Source organism: Anaeromyxobacter diazotrophicus (assembly GCF_013340205.1).
Lineage (GTDB): Bacteria > Myxococcota > Myxococcia > Myxococcales > Anaeromyxobacteraceae > Anaeromyxobacter_A > Anaeromyxobacter_A diazotrophicus.
Window position 1 is genome coordinate 265,086 of the sequence record NZ_BJTG01000001.1, and the last position, 22,321, is coordinate 287,406.

At 74.8% G+C, this 22,321-nt stretch carries 22 protein-coding genes and 1 tRNA gene; 5 read left to right on the forward strand and 18 right to left on the reverse strand.

Going from position 1 to position 22,321, the window contains the following annotated elements; translation table 11 throughout:
- Positions 1-75 precede the first annotated feature (75 nt).
- Positions 76-1,092, reverse strand: coding sequence for a chemotaxis protein CheB (locus HWY08_RS01145; RefSeq protein WP_176062285.1), 1,017 nt, complete (start codon positions 1,090-1,092; stop codon positions 76-78).
- Between the two features lie 238 nt (positions 1,093-1,330).
- Here HWY08_RS01145 and HWY08_RS01150 point away from each other — a divergent pair, with 238 nt between their 5' ends.
- Positions 1,331-3,058: a hybrid sensor histidine kinase/response regulator gene (locus tag HWY08_RS01150; protein WP_176062286.1), complete on the forward strand. Its 1,728-nt coding sequence runs from the start codon at positions 1,331-1,333 to the stop codon at positions 3,056-3,058.
- 86 nt (positions 3,059-3,144) lie between these two features.
- Here HWY08_RS01150 and HWY08_RS01155 read toward each other — a convergent pair whose 3' ends face one another.
- The 3 genes from HWY08_RS01155 to HWY08_RS01165 are packed head-to-tail and all read right to left on the reverse strand — an operon-like array spanning position 3,145 to position 6,484.
- Positions 3,145-4,971: a methyl-accepting chemotaxis protein gene (locus tag HWY08_RS01155; protein WP_235969390.1), complete on the reverse strand. Its 1,827-nt coding sequence runs from the start codon at positions 4,969-4,971 to the stop codon at positions 3,145-3,147.
- A complete protein-coding gene (locus tag HWY08_RS01160) occupies positions 4,920-5,312 on the reverse strand; it encodes a hypothetical protein (RefSeq protein WP_176062287.1) in 393 nt (130 codons plus the stop codon). The genes HWY08_RS01155 and HWY08_RS01160 overlap by 52 nt, the downstream gene beginning before the upstream one ends.
- 38 nt (positions 5,313-5,350) lie before the next feature.
- Entirely contained in the window at positions 5,351-6,484 is a 1,134-nt protein-coding gene (locus tag HWY08_RS01165) for an ABC transporter substrate-binding protein (RefSeq protein WP_176062288.1), read from the reverse strand.
- A 267-nt stretch (positions 6,485-6,751) separates the two neighbouring features.
- Here HWY08_RS01165 and HWY08_RS01170 point away from each other — a divergent pair, with 267 nt between their 5' ends.
- Positions 6,752-6,967: a hypothetical protein gene (locus HWY08_RS01170; protein ID WP_176062289.1), complete on the forward strand. Its 216-nt coding sequence runs from the start codon at positions 6,752-6,754 to the stop codon at positions 6,965-6,967.
- A gap of 386 nt (positions 6,968-7,353) precedes the next feature.
- On the opposite strand, the gene HWY08_RS01175 is transcribed toward HWY08_RS01170, so the two are convergent.
- Positions 7,354-7,428 (reverse strand) — tRNA-Gly (locus tag HWY08_RS01175).
- A gap of 128 nt (positions 7,429-7,556) precedes the next feature.
- Here HWY08_RS01175 and HWY08_RS01180 point away from each other — a divergent pair.
- Positions 7,557-9,416 (forward strand): glycosyltransferase family 9 protein, encoded by a 1,860-nt coding sequence (locus HWY08_RS01180; protein WP_176062290.1) that lies wholly within the window; start codon positions 7,557-7,559, stop codon positions 9,414-9,416.
- 14 nt (positions 9,417-9,430) lie between these two features.
- On the opposite strand, the gene pgsA is transcribed toward HWY08_RS01180, so the two are convergent.
- Genes pgsA through HWY08_RS01195 form a run of 3 tightly spaced genes read right to left on the reverse strand, consistent with a single transcriptional unit; the run spans position 9,431 to position 11,905 of the window.
- Positions 9,431-10,072 (reverse strand): CDP-diacylglycerol--glycerol-3-phosphate 3-phosphatidyltransferase, encoded by a 642-nt coding sequence (gene pgsA, locus HWY08_RS01185; RefSeq protein WP_176062291.1) that lies wholly within the window; start codon positions 10,070-10,072, stop codon positions 9,431-9,433.
- Positions 10,073-10,086: 14 nt separating this feature from the next.
- Entirely contained in the window at positions 10,087-11,271 is a 1,185-nt protein-coding gene (locus HWY08_RS01190; protein WP_176062292.1) for a tetratricopeptide repeat protein, read from the reverse strand.
- A gap of 1 nt (position 11,272) precedes the next feature.
- On the reverse strand, positions 11,273-11,905 hold the full coding sequence (locus HWY08_RS01195; RefSeq protein ID WP_176062293.1) for a lytic transglycosylase domain-containing protein: 633 nt from the start codon (positions 11,903-11,905) through the stop codon (positions 11,273-11,275).
- Positions 11,906-11,986: 81 nt separating this feature from the next.
- On the opposite strand from HWY08_RS01195, the gene nadB reads away from it, so the two are divergent.
- Positions 11,987-13,591: an L-aspartate oxidase gene (gene nadB / locus HWY08_RS01200; RefSeq protein WP_176062294.1), complete on the forward strand. Its 1,605-nt coding sequence runs from the start codon at positions 11,987-11,989 to the stop codon at positions 13,589-13,591.
- Between the two features lie 12 nt (positions 13,592-13,603).
- On the opposite strand, the gene HWY08_RS01205 is transcribed toward nadB, so the two are convergent.
- From HWY08_RS01205 to HWY08_RS01240, 8 genes are all read right to left on the reverse strand, one after another.
- Positions 13,604-14,215, reverse strand: a complete 612-nt coding sequence (locus tag HWY08_RS01205) for a hypothetical protein (protein ID WP_176062295.1) — start codon at positions 14,213-14,215, stop codon at positions 13,604-13,606.
- The gene (pyrE, locus tag HWY08_RS01210; RefSeq protein ID WP_176062296.1) at positions 14,212-14,772 is read right to left on the reverse strand and encodes an orotate phosphoribosyltransferase; all 561 of its coding nucleotides are present in this window, start codon (positions 14,770-14,772) and stop codon (positions 14,212-14,214) included. Before pyrE ends, HWY08_RS01205 begins: the two co-directional genes overlap by 4 nt.
- Positions 14,769-15,503 carry a ParB N-terminal domain-containing protein gene (locus tag HWY08_RS01215; protein WP_176062297.1) on the reverse strand — a complete coding sequence of 245 codons (735 nt, stop codon included), beginning with the start codon at positions 15,501-15,503 and terminating at the stop codon, positions 14,769-14,771. Before HWY08_RS01215 ends, pyrE begins: the two co-directional genes overlap by 4 nt.
- A 15-nt stretch (positions 15,504-15,518) precedes the next feature.
- Positions 15,519-16,091 carry a bactofilin family protein gene (locus tag HWY08_RS01220; protein ID WP_176062298.1) on the reverse strand — a complete coding sequence of 191 codons (573 nt, stop codon included), beginning with the start codon at positions 16,089-16,091 and terminating at the stop codon, positions 15,519-15,521.
- Between the two features lie 3 nt (positions 16,092-16,094).
- Positions 16,095-16,457, reverse strand: coding sequence for a bactofilin family protein (locus tag HWY08_RS01225; RefSeq protein ID WP_176062299.1), 363 nt, complete (start codon positions 16,455-16,457; stop codon positions 16,095-16,097).
- 107 nt (positions 16,458-16,564) lie between these two features.
- Positions 16,565-17,431, reverse strand: coding sequence for an alpha/beta hydrolase (locus tag HWY08_RS01230; RefSeq protein WP_176062300.1), 867 nt, complete (start codon positions 17,429-17,431; stop codon positions 16,565-16,567).
- 5 nt (positions 17,432-17,436) lie between these two features.
- A complete protein-coding gene (locus tag HWY08_RS01235) occupies positions 17,437-19,098 on the reverse strand; it encodes a tetratricopeptide repeat protein (protein WP_176062301.1) in 1,662 nt (553 codons plus the stop codon).
- A gap of 78 nt (positions 19,099-19,176) precedes the next feature.
- Positions 19,177-19,773 (reverse strand): excisionase family DNA-binding protein, encoded by a 597-nt coding sequence (locus HWY08_RS01240; RefSeq protein WP_176062302.1) that lies wholly within the window; start codon positions 19,771-19,773, stop codon positions 19,177-19,179.
- A 71-nt stretch (positions 19,774-19,844) separates the two neighbouring features.
- Between HWY08_RS01240 and HWY08_RS01245 the strand changes: the two genes are divergently transcribed.
- Positions 19,845-20,660 (forward strand): carbon-nitrogen hydrolase family protein, encoded by an 816-nt coding sequence (locus HWY08_RS01245; protein WP_176062303.1) that lies wholly within the window; start codon positions 19,845-19,847, stop codon positions 20,658-20,660.
- Between the two features lie 7 nt (positions 20,661-20,667).
- Here HWY08_RS01245 and HWY08_RS01250 read toward each other — a convergent pair whose 3' ends face one another.
- Both HWY08_RS01250 and HWY08_RS01255 read right to left on the reverse strand, forming a co-directional pair.
- Positions 20,668-21,396 (reverse strand): MXAN_2562 family outer membrane beta-barrel protein, encoded by a 729-nt coding sequence (locus HWY08_RS01250; RefSeq protein ID WP_176062304.1) that lies wholly within the window; start codon positions 21,394-21,396, stop codon positions 20,668-20,670.
- Positions 21,393-22,274 (reverse strand): fibronectin type III domain-containing protein, encoded by an 882-nt coding sequence (locus tag HWY08_RS01255; RefSeq protein ID WP_176062305.1) that lies wholly within the window; start codon positions 22,272-22,274, stop codon positions 21,393-21,395. The genes HWY08_RS01250 and HWY08_RS01255 overlap by 4 nt, the downstream gene beginning before the upstream one ends.
- Between the last annotated feature and the right edge of the window lie 47 nt (positions 22,275-22,321).

Genomic DNA, 22,321 nt, shown 5'->3' on the forward strand with positions numbered 1-22,321 from the left:
CCCGGACCGCCGGACCATACGCTACCCAACCGTGGATCGGCGGCCTTCGTGGACGCTCCGTCCGGCCCCTCGCGCTCACCCCGGGTGGCCAGGCGCGGCGGGGGCGTCGCCCTCCGCGACGTCGCTCCGCTCCTTCGCGCGCCCGTGCAGGAGCATGCCGCGGATGAGGTCGGCCTGCTGCAGCTGCACGTCCTCCTTCTCGCCCAGGCGACCCTGGAGATCCCCCGTCGCGCGCGCGCGCGCCCGCCGGGTGATGGCGGCGCTCTCTTCCAGGGATCGCACCGCTGCCCAGAGCGCGCGCTCGACCTCCTCGGACTGCTCGATGGCGAGGCTCTCGAACGAGAACGCGTGCCCGACGTGGCAGCGGAACACCTGGAAGCCGCCGACCTCGCCCAGCGTGAGCGATCCCTGGCACTGCGGGCAGACGATCTCCGCCGGGAGCCCTGGCTCTTCCCCCTCGAGCTCGCCGAGCGCGACTGGCTGACGCGCCGGGCGGGAGCTGGTGACGGGCTCGGCCACGAGGCGCTCGAGGAGGCTCGGCAGCTCGGGGAGCCGCGCCACGTGGTCCACCGCGACGTACTGGATCGCGCTCGCGGGCATCTCCGGGGCGGCGGCGTCGTCCGGGTCCTGGACGACGGCGATCCCGCCCCGCGCCTTCACCGAGAGCAGGCCTGCGGTCCCGCAGTCGAGGTGCCCCGTGAGCACGACCCCCACGACGCGCGGGCCGTAGGCGGCCGAGGCGCTCCGGAACAGCGCGTCCACGGAGGGCCGGTGGCCATTCTCCTTCGGGCCGCGCACGACGTGGACGTAGCCGGGGCGCACGAGCAGGTGGTTGTCCGGAGGGGCGACGTAGATCCGCCCGGGGACGATCTCCTCGCCGTGGACCGGGTGTACGGCGCGGGGGCCTCCGCGGCGGGAGAGCAGCTCGGGCAGCGCGCTCGGGAAGGCGGGCGCGAGGTGCTGGACGACGAACACCGCCGCGGGTAGATCGCGAGGGAGCTGGGAGACCAGGGTGGAGAGCGCCTCGACTCCCCCCGCCGACGCTCCCACCACGACGATGTCATGCGTCTGGACCTTCGCAGCCGTCGCCATGTGGAAACGATCCGTCGGCGGGCGCCCCGGTGCAGCGAGCTTTCGCGGGAGATCTCAGGCGCAGGGCGGCATGGAGGGAGAGGGAGGCCCGAGGTGCACCCTGGCTAGACCCCTTGGGGGGATGCGGTCCGAGGACCTTCCTGACCTAGAGTGCATGGAGCTCACGCGACGATGGTGGTGTCGCGCGCTCCAGCACCGCGCGCCGGAGCTGCACGGCTCCAGGAAGGCTGCTGCGGGGATGGCACGGGCGAGGAAGCGGCCGGGGAGCCGAGCGGCGAGCGGCGCGGTGCACGCGCGCGCCGGGCAGCGGACGCAGCGGGCGCAGCAGGGCCCGCCCGTGAAGCGGCGGCCCGCCCGCCCGGATCTGGAGCGCGTCGTGGGCGAGCTGGAGCTCCACCAGCTCGAGCTGGAGAAGCAGAACGACGAGCTGCGCTCGGCCCGGAGCGGGCTCGAGTCCGCGCTCCAGCGGTACCGGGAGCTCTTCGACTTCGCCCCCGTCAGCTACTTCGTCATCGACCGCGCCGGAGCCATCCGCGAGGCCAACCTCGCCGGCGCCCGGATGCTGGGGCTGGAGCGCCGCGCCGCGATCGGCCGCCCCTTCGCGCTGTTCGTGGTCCCGCGCCACCGCCGCGAGCTCGACGAGCTGATCCGGCGGGTGCTCTCCGGCGAGCCTGGGCCAGCCCTCGAGTCGCGCGAGCTCACGATGACCCCTCGGCAGGCGGAGCCGCTCGAGGTCCGCGTCACCGCCACGGTCCTCGAAGAGCCGGCGCCCGGCGTGCTGCTCGCCTGCGAGGACGTCACCCGCCGCAAGCAGGCCGAGGAGGCGCTGCGCCAGGAGGGCCGCCGCAAGGACGAGTTCCTGGCGGCGCTCTCGCACGAGCTCCGCAACCCGCTGGCGCCGCTCCGCAACGGCCTCTTCGTGCTCGAGCGCGCCGAGCCCGGCAGCCAGCGCGCCCGCGACGCGGCGAGCATCATCCGGCGCCAGGCGCATCACCTCACCCGCATCGTGGACGACCTCGTCGACACCGCGCGGCTCGCGCGCGGGACGATCCGCCTGGAGCGCGAGCGGCTCGAGCTGAACGAGCTGGCGCGGCACGCGGCCGAGGACCACCGGCCGCTGTTCGAGACGCGCCAGGTCCAGCTCGCGGTGCACGCGAGCGGCGAACCGCTCTGGGTCGACGGCGATCCCATCCGCCTCGCCCAGGTGGTCTTCAACCTCCTCGGGAACGCGCTGAAGTTCACGTCGGCCGGAGCCAGCGTCCAGCTCGTCCTGCGGCGCGAGGGCGCCGCGGCCCAGCTGACCGTCGCCGACACCGGCATGGGGATCGCGCCCGAGGTCCGCGAGCAGCTCTTCAAGCCCTTCCGCCAGGGGCCGCAGTCGCTCGATCGCAGGCAGGGCGGGCTGGGCCTCGGGCTGGCGATGGTCAAGGGGCTCGTCGAGCTCCACGGCGGGACGGTGAGCCTCGCGAGCGCGGGTATCGGCCAGGGCGCCCAGTTCACGGTGCGCCTGCCGCTCGCCGAGCCCGGCCCCGCGGTCGCGGCGCCTCCTCCGCAGCCCTCCGCCGTCCGGGCTCAACGGGTCCTCGTGATCGAGGACAACACGGACGCCGCCGAGAGCCTCCGGATCGCGCTGGAGCTGATCGGGCACTCGGTCGAGGTGGCGTACGACGGCGCGGCGGGGCTCGAGCTCGCCCGAAAGGCGCCGCCCGAGGTCATCATCTGCGACCTCGGCCTGCCGACCCTGAACGGCTACGAGGTCGCCCAGCTCGCCCGGGCCGACGAGGCGCTCCGGGGCGTCTACCTCGTCGCGCTGAGCGGCTACGCGCTGCCGGAGGACGTCGAGCGTTCGCTCCGCGCCGGGTTCGACTGCCACGTCGCGAAGCCGGCGACGCTCGAGAGCATCCAGCAACTCCTGGGCGAGAAGCCGTCGTGGGCGTCTCGCGGCTTCACGCGAGGCCACGGTTGATGAAGGGGTACGAGGTGCTGGCGGCGGCCCGCGGCGCCCCGCTCCGGCAAGACCTGATGCTCGGCCGGCTCGGGCCGGAAGGTCCGTCAGAAGTCGCTGAACTTCGTGTCGCCTTCCATGGGGAAGGTCTCCTCCGGCCGGAGCGGGATCGCCTGCGAGGCGGGCGCGGGCGTGTTCTTCTGGAGCTTCGCTTGTTGTAGCTGGGCAGCTGCGACCTTCGGGCGGTGCCGTGCAGTCGCCGCGCCGTCCAACTGGAACATGGCGACCATCGCGCCGAGTTCCTGCGCCTGCCCGGACAGCTCCGTGGCCGCCGACGACGACTCCTCTGAGTTCGCGGCGTTCTGCTGAGTCACCTGGCTCATCTGTGCGACGGCACGGGTGACCTGGTCGATCCCGGCCGCCTGCTCCTTCGCGGCGGCCGCGATCTCCGCCACGATGTCGGTCACCTTCGAGACCGAGGTCGCGATGTCCCCCAGGACCCGCGTCACGTGCTTGGCCGTGACCTCCCCCTCGCCGGCCTGCGTCACGGAGTCGCGGATGAGCCCCTCGGTCTTGTTGGCCGCCTCCTTCGCCCGGAGCGCGAGCGACCGCACCTCCTCCGCCACCACGGCGAAGCCCCGACCCGCCTCGCCCGCGCGCGCCGCCTCGACCGCGGCGTTGAGGGCGAGGAGGTTCGTCTGGAACGCGATCTCGTTGATGTCCTTGATGATCTGCGAGGTGCCCTCGGCCGACGCCTTGATCTTCCCCATGGCGCCAACCATCTGCTCGACCGCGGCGCCGCCCTCGGCCGCCGAGGTCTTGGCACGCTGGGCGAGCCCGTTCGCCTGCTGGGCGTTGTCGGCCGACTGCTTCGTCATCGTCGTCATGGACTCGAGGCTCGACGATGTCTCCTCGAGCGAGCTCGCCTGCTCCGACGCGCCGGAGGCGACGGTCTGGCTCGAGGCGGCGATCTGCCCAGCAGCCGAAGATACCTGCCCCACGGCGCGCGCGACCTGCGCGAGCGCACCGTGCAGGGCCTCGGCGGTGGCGTTCACGGCGGCGGCGATTCGCGCGTGCTCGCCCTGGTACTGGCCGTCGGCGCGCGCCCGCAGGTCGCGGTCCGCGAGTCGCCGCAGCACCTGGGTCGCGTCGTGCACGGGCGCGAGCATCGAGTCGAGCGTCCGGTTGACGCCCTCCAGCACGCGCCGGAAGTCGCCCTGGTGCCGGGTCGCGTCGGCGCGCGCCCCGAGCTGGCCTGCGGTCGCGGCGCGCGACAGCGCGTCGGTGTCGGCGACCAGCGCCTGGACGGTCGTGATGCAGGTGTTGACGGCCTCCTTGATGCGGTTGAAGTCGCCGCGGAAGTCCTCCGCTGTGGGCGCCGGGATCTTGCCCGCGGCGATGCCGTCGAGCCGCGCCGCCGTGATCTGGATGGGCGCCACGAACGCGTCCATCGTCGCGTTCAGGCCGTCGACGATGGGACGGAACTCCGGGTGGATCGCGGCGGCGTCGCCGCGGACGTCGAGCCGGCCGTCGGCGACCGCCTCGCGGAGCCGGCGCGCCTCGTCCCCGACCGCCTGGATCTGGCGCCGGACGCTCCGCGTGATGAGCCCGCCCATGAGGGCGAGGAGCGCCGCGGTGGCGAGGCCCGCGCCGAGCGTGATCGCCCGCGCGCCCCTGGCGGCGCTCCCGGCCTCGCCGTACGACTCCGTGGTCCGCGCGGCGATGGCATCGACCTTCTGAGAGAGCGCCGCCGCGAGCTTGTTCTGCGAGGTCTTGGCCGCGCGCAGCGCCGCCTGGACGGTGCGGTCGATCTCCGCCGCCGCCGGGCTCTGGCCGAGCCCGTCGGCGACCAGCACGTCCCGGTCGCGCTCGTTGCCGACGATCACCATGATGTCGTGCTTCCAGGCCCGCCAGGCGGGTCCATCGCCTTCCACTCGCGCCACCCGGAGTCGGTGTGAGGGAGCGCCTCCCACGCCTCGCGCGCGTCCGCCACGAGCCGCGCACCGTCGTCGATGTCGGCGTACGCACGGGCGCGCTCCTCGTCGGTCGCCTGCCGGTTCGCGAGCCGCTCCAGCGCGGCGCCGATCGCGAGCGTTCCATTCTCGAAGCGCAGGAGGGCGACGTTCGACGGAGCGTACTGCGACAGGATGACGTCGGTGGCGCCCTGGAGGCGCTGCAGGCCGAGCCAGGCGGCCGCGCCGATGGCGGCCGCGGCGGCGAGCGCGACGGCGTAGGAGAAGACCAGCTTCTGGCCGATGGTGACGCGAGAGAGCATGAGCGTTCCGTCCGGGAGAGGTGAGAGGGTGCGCCCGCTCAGCGCGAGGCGGCCACGATCTTGCCGTCGCGCACCACGCCGACCCGGCCGGTGCGGATGGCCTCGTGCTCCGTCGGGCTCCACGGCTTCTCGAACTCCCCGAGTGCGCCCACGTAGCGGGTCCTCAGGTTCTCGAGCGCGGTCTTCACGCGCGATGCGTCGGTCGTCCTGGCCTGCTGGATGGCGAGGGCCAGCAGGTGGAGCGCGTCGTAGCCCTGCGCCGCAGCCGAGGCGGCTGACATCGGGCGCTCGTTGAACGTGCGCCGGTACAGGTCGACGAAGCGCTGGGCGGCGGGCGTGCCGGCCTCCTCCTCGATGAAGCAGGTGACGGTGATGGCGCCCTCGCCGGCCGCGCCGGCCTGCTTCAGGAACGCCGACTGCGAGATGCCCCACGGCCCCACGACGGCGGGCGGCTTCCAGCCGGCCGCGGCCGCGGCGAGCACGAAGGCGGCCTGGTCGGCGCTGACTGCGTAGATCACGACGGCATCCGGCTTGGCCTTGCGGGCTTCCGCGATCCAGGAGGGCAGCTCGGGCGACTTGCCCTTGAACGCGCGGACGTAGACGGGGGCCACGCCGCGGCGCTCGAAGCCGGTCGCGAGCTTCGCCTGGCCCGACCGGCCAAACGGATCGTCGGCGTAGAACACGGCGGGGCGGCGCGCGCGCAGCACGTCGACCACCTCGCGGACCACGGAGGCCGCCTGCGCCGCGTCCGGTAGCGCGAGGCGGAACACGTAGTTCTCGGGCGACCGGACGAACAGCCCATCGACCGTCGAACCGGTGGCGGCCGCGACGATGAGCGGGATCTCCCGCTCGTTCGCGATGTGCGTGGTGGCATCCGCGACCGCGGTGTAGGACGGGCCGAACAGGAAGCCGACGTGCTCGCGCTCGATGAGCTCGGTGACGGCCGCCACGCCGCGGTCCGGCACCCCGCCGTCGTCGCGCTCCACCAGCTCGATCTTCCGGCCGAGCACGCCGCCCGCGGCGTTGATCTCTTCGGCGGCCAGTCGCAGGCCGTTCCGCAGCGACGTCCCCGACGGCGCGGTCATGCCGGTGAACGAGGCGTACACACCGACCCGAATCGGCTCCGCCGAGGCGGCGGCGAGCACCAGGGCACAGAGGGAGGTCGCGAACATGCGCCCGCCACAGGCATGGGACGTGCCAGGGGGCCGCGCGACGATAAGGCAAACGCGATGGCTCCGCGCGTCGATACGCGGAACGGGTCGCAAGGGCCTCGCGGGTCCGGCCGCGGCGGTGCATCGCCCGGCCGGACGCCTCGCGGAGGAGCAGGACCCCAGTCACCTTGGCGGCGCGCGTGCGGCCGCATCGGTGTACGTGGTCGTTCGGAACATCCCGCGACTGCGGGAATCTCGCTGATCGCAGTATTCGGTACCTTCGGCGCCATGAAAGACATCTCTGCGCGTCCGACGGCCGATCTCCTCGCTACGGCAGGGCAGCGCGCAGCCGACCTGTGCCGCGCACTGTCGCCGGACTCGTCGCCGCGCCGATCGCGCGATTCGGAGGTGGACGTCGCGGAGCTCGCGCAGGAGTTCCTCGCCGACGCCCGCGCAGCCGTCGCGCGCATCGAGTCGCTCCTGTTCGACGTCCGGACCGAATAGCGCGCCACCGGGAGCATCTCCTCGAAACGTCACTCCATGACCCGCTGGTGGGCGCTGCCCGCGGGGCTCCGCTCCCAAGCAGCGGACGGCCGAATCGTCGAAGAAGGCGTGACGAGCGAACCCGAGCCGGCGTGGAGAGATCGCGCCATGACGCGCGAGCGCCCCGGCGCGGCGTGAGTTCCGCACCGGGGCGCTCGCGTTGTCGCTGCTGCGGGTGGGCCGAGCGGCCCGGGACGTCAGCCTTCGCGCTTCCTGACGTGGCGGACCAGCAAGGAGCCCGACGCGCCGTCGTCGGGTCCCAACGGCAACCTGACGGCAACGGAGCCGGCCCGCTGGGGACGGGCACGAAAAAGCCCCGGTAACCGAGGTGGTTACCGGGGCCTAGATGGAGCGGGAAAAGGGATTTGAACCCTCGACCCTCGCCTTGGCAAGGCGATGCTCTACCACTGAGCTATTCCCGCGAAACCGCTCGCAAGGCGGCAGTTTATAGAGGTCGCCGGAGGGGGGTGTCAAGGGGGTTTCGACGGGCCTCGGCGGCCGCGCGCGCCGGCTGGAGGGGCGCGGGCGGGTGGTATCCTCCCGCCCCTTCATGGCCCGGCTCACGGTCACCGTCATCACGCAGGACGAGGAGGCGAACCTGCCGCGGCTCCTCGAGTCCGTCCGCGGGGTGGCCGACGAGGTGGTGGTCGTCGACTCGGGCTCGAAGGACCGCACGGTCGAGCTGGCGCGGGCGGCGGGGGCGCGCGTCTTCTCGAACCCCTGGCCGGGGTTCCGGGAGCAGAAGGCCTTCGCCCTGGCGCAGGCGTCGGGCGACTACGTCCTCAACCTCGACGCGGACGAGTGGCTCGCCCCCGACCTGGCCCGGGCGCTGCGGGCGGAGCTGGACCGGCCGGAAGGCCCGCGGGCGGGCGCCTTCCGCATCCACTTCCGCCACCGCTTCGCGGGCGAGCCGATCCGGTTCGGGCAGATGTGGCGCGACCGGCGCGTGCGCCTCGTCCGGCGCGAGGGCGCCGCCTGGACCGGCTCCGCGGTGCACCCCAAGCTGCGCGTCCCGGGCCCGGTCGCCGACCTGCCGGGCCGATGCGAGCACCTGGGCTACCGCGACCGCGCGGAGGCCGAGCGCAAGCTCACCCGCTACGCCGAGCAGGTGGCGCGCGAGCGCTTCCGCGAGGGGCGCCGGGCCAGGCCCTGGGACCGGCTCCGCTGGCCGCTCGCCTTCCTCCGCCGCTACGTGCTGTGGCTGGGGTTCCTGGACGGTGCGGCGGGCTTCACCCTGGCGCGGCTCTACGCCCGCTACGACGCGGACAAGGCGCGCTGGCTGCGCCGGCTCGAGCGCGAGGTGGGCGGCGCCCGCGGCCGCGGGGCGCTCGCCTCCGGGGTGCGCGAGCTCGGCCGCCGGGCGGCGCTGGGCCTGGCGTCGATGCTCCTCCCCCGCTCGCGGCGGCCGCTCCCGCCGGCGCCCGCGCTGCGCAAGCTGCTCGTCATCCGGACCGACGAGCGGGTCGGGAACCAGCTCCTCACCACCCCGCTCCTGCGGGCGCTCAAGGAGGGGCTGCCGCAGGCGGAGCTGCACCTCCTCGCGGCGGCGCGGCAGGCGGGCGTGATCGAGAGCCGCCACGTCGACCGGCTCATCCCCTTCGAGAAGCGGCTCGCCTTCCGGCGCCCGTGGCGCCTCCTGGCGCTCCTCCGCGCGCTCCGGCGCGAGCGCTACGACCTGGTGGTGGAGGCGGGCCACTGGTCCGGCTTCTCGCTCACCGCCTCGCTCCTCGCGCGCGTCGCGGCCGGGAGCGCGCCGGTGGTGGGCCACCTGCGGGGCGAGAGCGGGCGCTTCCTCTCGCACCCCGTCCCGCACGACCCGGCCAACGAGAACGAGGTGCGGGCGAAGCTCGAGCTGCTGCGGCCCCTCGGCCTCCTCCCGCGCGGCCTCGCCCCGGAGACGGAGCTCGGGCGCGAGCCGGAGCTGGCCCGCGCGCTCCTCGCCCAGGCCGGCGTGGCGGGGCCGTTCGCGGTGCTCAACCCGGGCGCGCGCATGGCCGACCGGCGCTGGCCGCCGGCGGCGCACGCGGCGGTGGCGCGCGGCCTCGCCGAGCGCGGCCTCGCGGTGCTGGTGGTGTGGGGGCCGGGCGAGGAGCCCATCGCGCGCGCGGTGGCCGAGGGCGGCGGCGCGCGGCTCGCGCCCGCGACCGGGCTGCGGGAGCTGGCGGCGCTCCTGCGCGAGGCGCGGCTCTGCGTCTCGAACAACAGCGGGCCGATGCACCTGGCGGTGGCGGTGGGCACGCCGGCCGTGGTGGGGGTGTTCCTCTCGGGCGACGCGCGGAGGTGGCGGCACGAGCTGCCGGGGTTCGAGGCGGCCGAGCCGCGGGGGGAGGACGACGCGCGGGCGGTGCTGGACGCGTGCGACCTCCTGCTGGGCGCCGGCGGGGGACGAGCCCCCGCCCTGCGGGGCTGAAGGGAGCGCGGCGGTCAGCGCGCCGCGCGCCGCCGCGCCTCATCCTCGTCGCGCGCGGCCTGCGCGTCCTTCCGGTACACCGCGTCGATGAAGCCGGCGAAGTACTTCCAGGCCGACCACACCGAGAAGAAGACGCTCAGGTAGAGCAGCGTCGTCCCGACGCGGTTCGCGTCCACCACCCCGGTCGCCACCACGAAGTCGATGGGGTACGGGTAGTGCAGCAGCAGGAAGACGATCGCCACGAGCTGGAGCGCCGTCTTGTACTTCCCCTCCTGCCCGGCCGCGATGACGATCCCCTCGCTCATGGCGATGGTGCGCAGGCCGGTGACGGCGAACTCGCGCGCCATCACCACGATGACCACCCAGGCCGTCACCCGGCCGAGGTGCACCAGCATCACCAGCGCCGCCATGGCGATGAGCTTGTCGGCGAGCGGGTCGAGGAACTTCCCGATGACGGTGACGAGGTTCTTGCGGCGCGCCAGCCAGCCGTCGAGGAAGTCGGTGGCGGCGGTGGCCGAGTAGACGAGCGCGGCGATGAACGAGTTCGCGCGCGACTCGTAGTACGTGAAGACGAGGAAGACCGGGATGGCCGCGATGCGGACCAGCGTGATGAGGTTGGGGGAGCTCCAGAGCTCCTTGCGCAGCGATCGTGCCACGAGCCTCGGCGGCGCTAGGCCGCCGCCCCTTCGTCCACGAGCACGCGCCCCTGCCCGATGAGCTCCACCACCCGGGGCGCGCCGGCGTCCTCGTGGAGCGCGACGAGGCGCGGCGTGAGCGCGCCGGCGAAGCCGACCAGCGCCGCCGGCGGGATCCGCACCGGCGCCCCGGTCCGCACCTCGAGGCCGCGCAGCGGGCCGCGCGAGGCGACGAGGAGGTCGCCCGAGCCGCGCAGGTGCACGAGGTCCAGGTCGGGCACCGAGGTGCCGGCCACCCGCCCGTTCTCGAACCCGAGGCCCGCCTCGAAGGCGAAGAGCGTCTCCTCGCGGAGGTAGGCGGCGTCGTCGGCCAGCCGGAGCACGGTCAGGAGCGCCGCGCCGGGCCGGAGCAGGAGCGAGCCCTCCCCCGTGGCGCGCAGCATCTGGAGGGCGCCCTCCCCGAACGGCCGGTCGGTGGCGCGGCCGCGGAAGCGCTTCAGCTCGGGCGCGAGGCGGGCCGCGCCGCGGACGGCGAGCAGCCCCTGCCCCCGGACCAGCACCTCGCGCGCGGTCGAGACGGCGAGCAGCCCGTCGCGGACCGCGAAGACGTCCGCGCCGGGCTCGGGGGCGCGCCGCGCGGCGGCGAGGTCGCGCAGCGCGGGCGGCGCCGCCGGGACGGGGCTCGGGGGCGGGAGCGCGTCGTCGGCCGCGTGCGCGGCGGCGGCCGGCTCGGGCGCGGCGGTGGCGAGCGCCAGGAGCTCGTCGCACTTCGCCACCATCTGCTCGCTGCCGGCCCGCTCGAACCAGGCCCGCGCCTGGCCGAAGTCGCCCTGCTCCAGCCAGGCGAGCCCGAGGTAGCCCATGGCCTTGCGGTGCTCGGGGTTCAGGTCGAGCGCGATCTCGAGCTGGCGCACGGCGTCGGCGTGCCGCTTGGCCTTGAGGCTCGCGAGCCCCAGGTTCACCCGGGCCGCGGCCTCCACCGGGCTCTCGTCCACGAGCCGCGCGTAGACCTCCACCGCCTCCGGGTAGCGGGCGAGCTTGTAGAGCGCCTGCCCGAGCAAGCCCAAGACCTGAGGATCCTTCGGGCGCAGCTCGCGGGCGCGGGAGAGCGACTCGCGCGCCGGCTCGAGCTCGCCGCGGGCCAGCTGCTCCGCGCCGCGGTTCACGCGGAAGACGACCTCGTCGTCCACGCCCTCGACCTCGCCCGTGGCGCGCGCCAAGCTAGCGGCCCCCCAGGTAGGCCTGGTACAGCGCCAGCACCTTCTTCACGTAGGCCTGCGTCTCCGGGATGGGCGGCACCGCGCCGCCGGAGCGGCGCACCGCCTCCGGGCCGGCGTTGTAGGCGGCCAGCACCTTCTCGAGGTCGTTGCCGAACCGATCCTGCAGGTGGCGCAGGTAGCGCGCCCCCCCGTCGATGTTCTGGCGCGGGTCGTACAGGTCGTCCACGTACATGTCGCGCGCGGTGGCGGGCATGAGCTGCATGAGGCCGGTGGCGCCCTTCTCCGAGACCGCGGTGGGGTTGAAGTTCGACTCGGCCGCCATGACCGCCTTGAGCAGCGGCGGCGCGAGCCCGTACTTCTCCGCGGCGGCCTGGATGTGCTCCTCCCAGGGCGAGGCGCGGCGGAGCGGCGCGGGCGCGGTGCGCGCGCGGACGGGGCGGCCCTGGATCGAGATGCGGTGCACGCCGCCCGGCGCGGCGGGCTTCTCGCGCAGGCGATGGTAGCGCGCGTCCTGCGGGACGTTGGTGACGTGGATGACCCCGTCGGCGTCGACGAACGAGTAGAACTCGTCCGCAGCCGCCGGGCGCGCGAGGAGTGCGGCGGCGAGCGCCAAGCCGGCGAGCAGACGGGCCATTCCAGAGGAGAACGGTAACAGGGACCCTCGCGTCCCCACAACTTCCTTCCCGGCCGCGGCGTCGGTGGTAGAGGTACCGACATGAGCCCTCTTCCACGGCGAGAGCACGTCGACTTCCTGGTCCTCGGAGGGGGCGTGGCCGGCCTCTCCTTCGCGCTCGAGGCCGCCTCGGCCGGCTCGGTGCTGGTCCTCGCCAAGCGCCAGCGCTCGGAGGGCTCCACCCAGTACGCGCAGGGCGGCATCGCCTCGGTGCTGGGCCCGGACGACGACTTCTCCCAGCACATCCAGGACACCCTGGTGGCCGGCGCCGGCCTCTGCCACCAGGACGCGGTCGAGGTGACGGTGCGCGAGGGCCCCGACCGCATCCGCTGGCTGCAGTCGCTCGGGATCGAGCTCGACCGGGAGGGGGAGCGCCTGCACCTCACCCGGGAGGGCGGGCACTCCCGGCGGCGCGTGGCGCACGCCAAGGACACCACCGGCCGGGAGGTCGAGCGCGCGCTCCTCGCCGCCTGCGACGCGCGCGGCATCCGCATCGTCGAGGACGCGGTGGCGGTGGACCTGCTCTCCTCCGGCCGCCTGGGGCTGGGCGGGCCGAACCGGGCGCTCGGGGCCTACGTGCTCGACCGCGACACGGGCGAGATCGCGACCCTCACCGCGGGGGTGACCGTGCTCGCCACCGGCGGCGCGGGCAAGGTGTACCTCTACACCTCGAACCCCGACGTCGCGACCGGCGACGGGGTGGCCATGGCGTTCCGCGCCGGCGCCGCGGTGGCCAACATGGAGTTCTTCCAGTTCCACCCCACTTGCCTCTTCCACCCGGCGGCGAAGAGCTTCCTCATCTCCGAGGCGCTGCGCGGCGAGGGCGGCATCCTCCGCAACCGGGCCGGCGAGGCGTTCATGTCGCGCTACGACGCGCGCAAGGAGCTGGCGCCGCGCGACATCGTGGCCCGCTCCATCGACGCCGAGATCAAGCGCCGCGGCGACGACTGCGCCTACCTCGACATGACGCACCTGCCGAAGGCGTTCCTCATCGAGCACTTCCCCAACATCTACGCGACCTGCAAGGAGTTCGGAATCGACATGGCGGTGCAGCCCCTGCCGGTGGTCCCGGCGGCGCACTACCAGTGCGGCGGGGTGGTGACCGACCTCGCCGGCGCCACCACCGTGCCGCAGCTCCTGGCCGTGGGCGAGGTCTCCTGCACCGGGCTGCACGGCGCGAACCGGCTGGCGTCCAACTCGCTGCTCGAGGGGCTCGTCTTCGGCCGCCGCGCGGCGCTGCACGCCAAGGAGCTCATCGGCGGCCTGCGCGGGCCGGCGCCGGCGGTGCCGGACTGGAACCCGGGCCACGCGCTCGATCCGGACGAGGGCGTGGTGGTGACGCACAACTGGGACGAGGTGCGGCGCCTGATGTGGAACTACGTCGGGATCGTCCGCAGCATGAAGCGGCTCGACCGCGCCCGCACCCGGCTGCAGCTCCTGCGCACCGAGATCCGCGACTACTACTGGCAGTACAAGCTGACGCCCGACCTGGTCGAGCTGCGGAACCTCGCCGACGTGGCCCTGCTCATCGTGGAGTGCGCCCGCCGCCGCAAGGAGTCGCGCGGCCTGCACTACCTCATCGACTTCCCCAAGGCCGACGCGCAGCAGCTGCACGACACGGTGCTGACCCGGGGCGACCTGGACTGACGGCGGCCCGGCTCAGCGCGTGGCCTGCGGCGGCGCCCCGTAGTCGAGGTCGACCCGCCCGCGGGCGCCCGCCAGCCGGAGCGTGAAGGGCCGGCCCACCAGCGGCTCGGGCTGCTTGGGGAAGCGCACGCGGTAGACGGCGTCGAAGTCGCCGACGTTGGGGTAGAGCTCGCGGACGTTCGCGTCGATGCGCTGGAGCTCGATCTTCTCCGGGAGCACCTCGCCGCCGCCGGGGACGACCAGCGCCACGTGCCAGATGCTCCGCCGGGTGTCGAGGTCGTTGTCGGCCCGGTCGGTGGTGAAGAGCGAGACCAGGAACTCCTCGTACCGGGCGGCGTCGGCGCGCTCGCTCGCGAGCAGCGCCTCGCGCTCGGGGGCGGTGAGCGCGCGCCAGGTGGCGAGCCGGTCCACCCGCGCCTCCCGCACCTCGGCGGGCTCGTAGACCGCGCTCACGAAGGCGTTCGTGGCGAGCCCGTCGTAGATCTTGCCGGAGCGCGTGAACCGGGCGCGCTCGGCCCCCCAGGCGCCCTCCCGGGCGGTCGGGTTGGGCTGGGGCTCGGTGAGCGGCAGCCGCACGCAGGCGAGCAGCGCCGCGGCGGCGAGGAGCGCGAGTGGCGGCCTCATGCGAGGAAGTCCTCCCGCGCGAAGAGCGCGTCCAGCGCGACGCCCTGCGCCTCGATGGCCTCCCGCCCGCCCTCGCCGCGGTCGACGAGCGCGAAGCAGCCCACCACCACCAGCTGCTCGGCGCGGCAGCGCTCGATGGCCTTGAGCGCGCTCCCGCCGGTGGTCACCACGTCCTCCAGCACCGCCACCCGGCTCCCGTCGGGGATGGTCTTGCGCCCCTCGATCCACTGCCCGGTGCCGTGGCCCTTCGGCTCCTTGCGCACGATGAAGGCGTCGACCGGCTCGTGCTCGAGGAACGAGGTGAGCGCGATGGCCGAGGCGAGCGGGTCGGCCCCGAGGGTGAGGCCCCCCACCCCGCGCACCAGCGGGCGCAGCTTGCGGACGCGGTCGAAGAGGCAGCGGCCGATGAGCGCGTGCCCCTCGGCGGTGAGGGCGGTGCGCTTGCAGTCGATGTAGAAGTCGCTCTGCTTCCCCGAGGCGAGCGTCACCTGGCGCCGCTCGAAGGAGAGCTCGCGCAGGAGCTGGAGCAACCGCGCGCGATCCGCCGTCAGGCTCATTTCGTCTCCATGTAAGGGAGGGCGGCCGCCAGCCAGCGCGCCTGCTCCACGAGGAGCCGCTTCCCCTCCGCGGGGAGATCCTCCCAGGCTTCGAGCGCCGTGGCGAGATCCTGGTTGAGCGCCGCGAGCCGCGCCCCCAGGTCGGCCACCAGCTCCTCGGGGGTGACCTCGACGACGTCCGCCGCGTTCTCGGGGGCCCTGGCGGGGAGAGGACCGGGGAGAGGGGCCGGCGACGCGGCCAGGAAGGCGAGGAACCGCTCGCGCTCCTCCGGCGCCACCGGCGCCTTCGCCAGCGCGTCCTCCACGAGCTCCTCCGCCCAGGGGGCGACCCCGCTCGCCTGGAGCCGCTCGCGGAGCGCGTCGAGCTCGCCGGCGGCGAGCGGCTCGCGCAGGAGCGCGTCGGACAGCGCGAGCCCCCAGGCGTCGTCGTCGGAGAGCTCGCGGTGCAGGCGCGCCAGCACCCGCTCGCGCGCGAGCATGCGGACCGCGGCGAGGCGGCGGAACCCCGCCACCACCTGGAAGCGCGGCCCGTCCGTCGCCGCGCCGGGCCACGGCCGCAGCTCGACCGGGGCGAGCTGCCCCAGCCGGCCCACGCTCGTGGCGAGGTCCGAGACGTCGCCCTCCGGCCGGAGCCGGAAGGCGTCGTCGGGCGCGATGTCCTCCAGCGCGACGAACTCGACCGCGCCGGTGGCGTGGGCGGGCGCCGCGCGCTGCTCGAGCTCGAGCGGCACGGTGGCGGCCAGCCGCTACTTGCGGCGGACGATGACCTTCCGCTTCACGGCGCCCATCGCCACCGGCACCGGCGGCGCGGGGGGCTTCACGGCCGCGGCGGCGCGCTCGGCGAGCGAGGCGCCCTCGCCCTCCTCGCTCCGCTCCTGCCGCTCGACGCGCTCGGGGCGCGGGGCGATGGCGTGGCGCGGCGGGGGCGAGCGCAGCGCGGGGCGCGAGGCGGCGCGGGCGAGGCCCGGGCGCTCCGCGGCCTCCTCCACGTCCACCTCGCCCGTGTCGATGCGGCCGCGGAAGCCGGCGCCGTCGTGGATCACGACGCGGGGCGCGGCGATGTCGCCGACCATCCGCCCCTCCTTCGTGATCTCGATGCTCTCGGTGGCGGTGAGGTTGCCCACGAGCGCGCCGGAGACGACGCAGCTCTTCACCTGCACCTCGGCCTTCACCACGCCGCTCGCCTCCACCAGGAGGTGGCGCGTCAGCGTGATGGTGCCCTCGACGCGGCCGCGGACCGTGAGGTCCTCGTCGCCGTTGAGGTTGCCGTTGATGACGATCGACTCACCGATGATGGTGCTGCCGTCGGAGATGGCCACGGGTCACTTCCCCTTCACGTCCATGTCGACGCTGCCGCGGAACACGGCGCCGTCGGCGATGAGGATGCGGGGCGAGCGGATGTCGCCCACCACCTTGGAATCGGCCTTGAGCTCGACCTTCTCGCTCGCGACGATGTTGCCGGTCACCTGCCCGGCCACCTCGATGGCGGCGGACTCGATGTCGGCCTCGATCACGCCGGAGCCCTCGACCACCAGGTTCTCCTTGAGTGAGATGCGGCCCTTCACCGTCCCGAGGACGACGAGGTCCTCGCCGCCCGAGATCTCGCCGTCGATCACGATCGACGAGCCGATGAGCGTGTGCGCGCCTGCGCGGGAGGCGGGCGCCTTCTCGATACCTGTAGCCATGCGGGAGAGATCCTCCGAGGGGCGCGAGGTGTCCCCGCGCCGCGGGACGCGAGAATAGAGGCGCCCCTGGCGAGGCGTCAACGTCCAACGCGCCGCGCGGCCCGGATTCAGCCGGCCCGCTGCCGGAGCCAGGCGACGGCGTCGCCGATCGGGCGCCCGGCCTCCCGCTCGTTGAAGAGCTCGTGCCGGAACCCGGGGTAGCGCTGAAACGCCTTGTCCGCCGAGCCGGCCGCGTCGAAGAACGCGCGCGCCGCGCCCGCGTCCGCCACCCGGTCGGCCTCGCCCACCAGGACGAGCAGCGGGTGCGCGAAGGTGGGCGCGCGGGGCAGGACGGAGCGCTGCGCCCGCTGCGACTCGGCGAACCAGCGCGGGGTGGTCGCGCGCCCGTAGAGCGGGTCGGCCTCGGTCCAGCGCCGCATGTCCTCGTCGCTCGTCAGGTCCTCCATGCGCAGCCCGGTGGCGACCGGCAGCCACGGGACCAGGGCGCCGGCGAGCCGCGCCCCCATCACCTTGAGTCGCGGCGGGTCGAGCGCGAGCTTGAAGTAGGGCGAGGAGAGCACCACCCCCGCGACCTCGCGCCGGCCCGCCAGCGCCCAGAGCGTCGCGACGAGCCCGCCCTGGCTGTGGCCGACCAGGAACACCTTCCGTCCGGCCGCCCCGGCCCGCACGTGCGCCATGAAGACGTCGAGGTCGCCCACGTAGTCCGAGAAGGCGTCCACGTGCCAGCGGCGGCCGTCGGACTGGCCGTGCCCGCGGAAGTCGAGCAGCGCCACCTCGAAGCCGGCCCGCGCCAGCGCCGCCGTGAGCCCCGGATAGCGGCCGGCGTGATCGCCGCCACCGGGCGCGACCGCCACCGTCGCGCGCGGCGAGGGCGGCGTGTAGCGCTGCCAGTAGAGGCGCAGGTTGTCGCGGGCGTGGAGGAAGCCCTCCTCGCGGCGCGCCTCGCTCGAAGAGGGGTACGCGGGCACGGGCATGTCGGTCACCGCCGCGTCTGGACGGCGCGGGCGCCGGAGGGCCCCAGCTCGCGCAGCTTGCGCTCCACCGCCGCGCGGCGCGTCGCGAGCACCTTCTCGTCGTCGCCGCCGGGGTCGGGCGCCGCCAGCGCGCGCTTCCAGGCGCGGGCGGCGTCGGCGGGGCGCTGGGACCGCTGGTACGCGTCGCCCAGGTGGTCGAGGATGGTGGGCTCGGGCCCCACCAGGCGATCCGCCTTCTCGAGCGCCGCCACCGCGCGCGGCAGGTCGCCCTTCTTGAAGAGCACCCAGCCGAGCGAGTCGAGGAAGAAGCCGTTGTCCGGCTCGACCTTGAGCGCGCGCTCGACGTAGGCCTGCGCCTCGTCGAGCCGCTCGCCGCGCTCGGCCCAGGCATAGCCGAGGAAGTTGAGCGCCTCGGCGTGGTCGGGCTTCACCTTCAGCACCTCGCGCATCTGCGCGAGCGCCGCGTCCCGCTGCCCGGCGCGGTCGTACGCCTCCCCGAGCGCGTAGCGCAGCCCCGGGTCGTCGGGCTGGGAGGCCAGCCCGCGCTTCACCGCCCGCAGCGCCTCGGCCGGCCGGCCGGCGCGCGCCAGCACGTACCCGAGCGCGGCGCGGGCGCTGGCGTAGAGCTCGCCCGCGCCGTGCGGCACCTCCGCGAACGCGGTGGCCGCCTCGCCCCAGCGCCGGAGCTGCTGCAGCGCCAGCCCGCGCAGCAGGGCGAGCCGCGGGTCGTCGCCGCCGGTCGCCGCCTCCAGCGCGTCGGCGGGCTGCCGCGCCTCGAGCCACAGCGCCGCCACCCGCGCGCGCGCCTCCGCCTCGCCGGGCGCCGACCGCAGGAGCTGCCGCAGCCACCCGCGCGCCGCCGGCAGGTCGCCCTTGCGCAGCGCGAGCTGGCCGGCCGCGAGCAGCGCGTCCGGGTCGTCGGGGTCGGCGGCGATCGCGCGCTCCCAGGCGGAGCGCGCCTCGGCGTCGTGGCCGCGCGCCTCCTCGACGCGGGCGAGGAGCTTGAGCGTCTCCGGATCGCCGGGCCCGAGCTTGAGCGCGCGGTCGAGCTCGCGCCGCGCGCCCTCCAGCTCGCGCGCGTCCGCGAGCCGGCCCGCCAGCTCGCGGTAGGCCTGCGCGCCTTCGCCCGGGTCGAGCGCCGCCAGCTCCTCGCAGGCCAGCGCCGCGCCCGCCTCGTCGCCCATCCGGACGCGCTGCCGGGAGAGCTCGCGCCACGGCTCCGGGTCGAGCTCGCGCTCCGCGGCCGGCTCGGCGCGCGCCCGCGCCCCCTCGAGCTGGGCCGCCTCGGAGAGCTCGCGCACCGCCTCGGCCGAGCGGCGCGCCTGCGCCAGCACCCGCCCGAGCGTCAGGTGTCCGTCGGCGGCGGCGGGACCGGAGGGGGCGAGCTCGAGCGCCCGGCGCGCCTCGGCCTCGGCCGCCGCGAGGTCGCCGGTGCGCGCCAGCGTCTCGGCGTAGGAGAGGTGCAGCTGGGCGCTCTGCGGGTCGTGCAGGAGCGCGCGCCGGAGCGCCTCCAGCGCCGCCGCGTGATCGCCGGACGCCTCGGCCAGCCGCGCCCGCACGTAGTCGGCGATGGCCGGCGCCGAGGCGCGCTGGGGCGCGGGCGCGGCGCGCGCCGGGGCGGCCGCCGCGAGGGCGAGGAGTGGGAGCGCGCGCAGGAGGTGCGACAAGGGAGGTCCTCGGGGTGTCGGCGTTCGATCCTAGCGGCTGCGGCGGGGGGCATCAATGCGCCGGACGCCGCGGCGGCGCTACCCGCGCGAGCGGGCGCCGCGCCTGGGAGCGGCGCCGGTCGCCGCGGCGAGCGCCTCGGCGGCCGCCTTGACGAGCGCCCCCTCCGGCACCGGACGGGTCAGCACGGCGCAGCAGCCGGCGGCGGCGAGGCGCTCGGCCGCGTCGGAGAGCGCCACCGCCACCACCGGGACGGCGCCCAGCTCCCGGTCGGCGCGCAGCGCCGAGACCGCCTCCGCCCCGTCGGACGGGCCCTCCGCGACCACCACCAGGTCCGGCTGGAACCGCGCCGCCGCGGCCCCGGCGGCGAACCCGGGCGAGGCCTGCTCGACCGCGTAGCCCCCCTCCGCGAGCTGGCGCGCGAGGCCCTCGCGCACGGGCCCGGGCTCGCCCAGCACCAGCGCCTTGCGGCGGCTCGGCGCCGCGCCGGTGAGCTCCTCCGGCAGCGGCATGCCGTGCCGCACCATGAACGCCGCCAGGTCCTCGCGCGCGATGCGGCGGTGGCCACCCGGCGTGCGGTGGGCCTTGAGCCGCCGCGCCTTGATCCAGTTCACCACCGTCGGCAAGGACACCCCGAGCAGCCGGGCCGCCTCGTGGGTGGTGTAGAAGCCGCGCATGGGAGGGAGAGCTTAGCGCGCCGCCTCGCGGACGGGGGCGCGACGAGGGGGGGCCGTGGTAGAGGAACCGGATGGCGCTCTCGAACTTCCTCGTCGGGGCGGTGCAGATGACCTCGACCGCCGACCGGGCGAGAAACCTCGCCACCGCGCTCCGCCTGGTGAACGAGGCGGCCGATCTGGGGGCCAAGCTGGTGGGCCTCCCCGAGAACTTCTCCTTCATGGGGCGGGACGAGGAGCGCATCGCCGGCGCCGAGACGCTGGAGGGGCCTACCCTCTCGGCGCTGCGGGAGCTGGCGCGCCGGCGCGGCGTCCACGTCCTCGCCGGGTCCATCGCCGAGCGGGTCGAGGCGCCGGGCAAGACCGCCAACACGAGCGCGCTCATCGCCGACGACGGCGCCATCGTGGCGGCCTACCGCAAGATCCACCTCTTCGACGTCGCCATCCCCGACGGCGCGCGCTACGCCGAGTCCGAGACGGTGGTGGCGGGCGACCGGGCGGTGCTGGCGCCCTCCTCGCTGGGCCGGATCGGGCTCACCGTCTGCTACGACCTGCGCTTCCCGGAGCTGTACCGGCAGCTCTCCGCCCTGGGCGCCGAGATCCTGTGCGTGCCGGCGGCGTTCACGCTCTTCACCGGCAAGGATCACTGGGAGATCCTGCTGCGGGCGCGCGCGGTCGAGAACCTGGCCTACGTGCTCGCGCCGGCGCAGGCCGGGCGCCACTCGGCGAACCGGGTGACGTTCGGGAACGCGATGGTGGTGGACCCGTGGGGCGTGGTGCTGGCGCGCTGCCCGGGCGAGGGCGAGGGCGTCTGCGTGGCGCCGGTGCGGCGCGAGCGGCTGGAGCAGGTGCGGCGGGAGCTCCCGTCCCTGAAGCACCGGCGGCTGTAGCCCGGCGTCAGAACGCGAACAGGAGCCCGCCCGCGAAGCTCACCTTGCGGTCGTCGGAGAGGTTCCAGCTCTTCGACGAGCCGAAGTCCTTCACGTAGCTCTTCGAGAGCTCGACGAAGAAGTAGGTGTGGTTGATGCCGGTGTCGCGGTCCATCTCGCGCGCCAGCATGGTGTCGATGGCGCCGAGGTCGAGGGCGACGCCGCCGGTCACCGAGTAGCCGTTGGTGGCGCCGGAGCCGGACTTGCCGCTCGCGTTGGCGGTGCCGCCGGCGCCGTTGTTCACCCACCACCAGTACCGGTCGAGCGCGACCCGCGCGTAAGGCGCGAGCGGGAACCAGCGGTACTGGTTCGAGAGCACGTCGAAGCGGTAGGTGAGCGAGAGGCGCGTCGGGTAGACCTTGAGCGCGGTGGGGTCGGAGACCCGCGCGCCCGTGTCCTGGGCGAAGCCGTGGCCGTACTTCTCCCAGTAGCCGGCGCCGAGCCCGACGTCGAGCGTGCCGTAGCTCACGAGGAGCGAGTAGGCGACGTCGAAGCGGAACATGAGGTTCCGCTTGCCGCCGAAGGCGCGCTCGTAGGGACCAGGGCCCCCGCCGAACTCCGAGTCGATGTTGGGCCGGTAGGTCTCGAGGCTCATCTGGAACGAGCCGTAGCGCGGCGAGGGCCCGCCGCCCGAGAACTGCGCGGCGGCGGGGAGCGCGGCGGCGAGCGCCAGCGCGGCGGCGAGGGCGCGGATCACGGGCGCCTCCTCTTGCGGCGCAGGACGAGCGGGGCGAGCGCCACCAACGCGGCGAGGCCCGCGGCGCCGCTGGCGCAGCCGCCCTGCTCGCGGCCGCCGGCGTTCTGGTAAAGGCGCCAGAAGTCGTCGACCGGGATGGGCGAGCCGGTTATCGGATCGGACGGCAGGCTCTCGTTGCCGCCGATGGTCAGGGCCGTGACGGTCACCGTGTACGGCACGTTGTTCGTGAGCCCGGTGACGCGGCCGCTCCTCGTGCTGGCGCCCGTGAACTCGCGGTACTGCTGCGCCGCCGAGCCGTCCGCGGGGGCGTAGTGGACGCGGAAGCTGTTGGCCGAGCCGATCGTGCCGGCGGCGGCGCTGCCGGTCCCGAGGTCCCAGTTGGCGTTGAGCGAGCCGTCCCCGGGGGTCAGGCTGAGGAGGTTCGGCTTCGCGGGCGACGCCAGGTCGAGCTGCACGCTGCCGGTGGCGAGCGGGCTCCCGCTGTTGGCGTTGGTGCCCGCCGCGAACACGCAGATGTACGCCACCGAGTTCGTGGTCGACGTGCACTGGATCGGCACCTTGCTGAGGAGCGTGGCCGCGGTGATCCCGGTGTAGCTCGAGGACGCGACGCCGGTGACGAAGGAGTTCGTGTGCGCGTTGGTGTTGGTGTTGGTGCTGGGGATGGGGCAGCCGGCGGTGTCCGAGACGTAGAGGTCGTAGCTGGCGGCGGTCGTAGTCACCGACCACTGCAGCGAGAGCGTGTCGGCGGGCGCGTTGTTGCACTCGCCCGAGTTGATGTAGACGGTGCCGGATCCGGTCGATTCGGACACAACGACCTGAGCGGCGGCCAGCGCGGGAGCGCACGCGAGGCAGGCGAGGACGGAGAGGCGTCGCGTCATGCGCGGCCATCCTGCAACGGGGAGGCCACCCGCGCAAGGAAGGGACC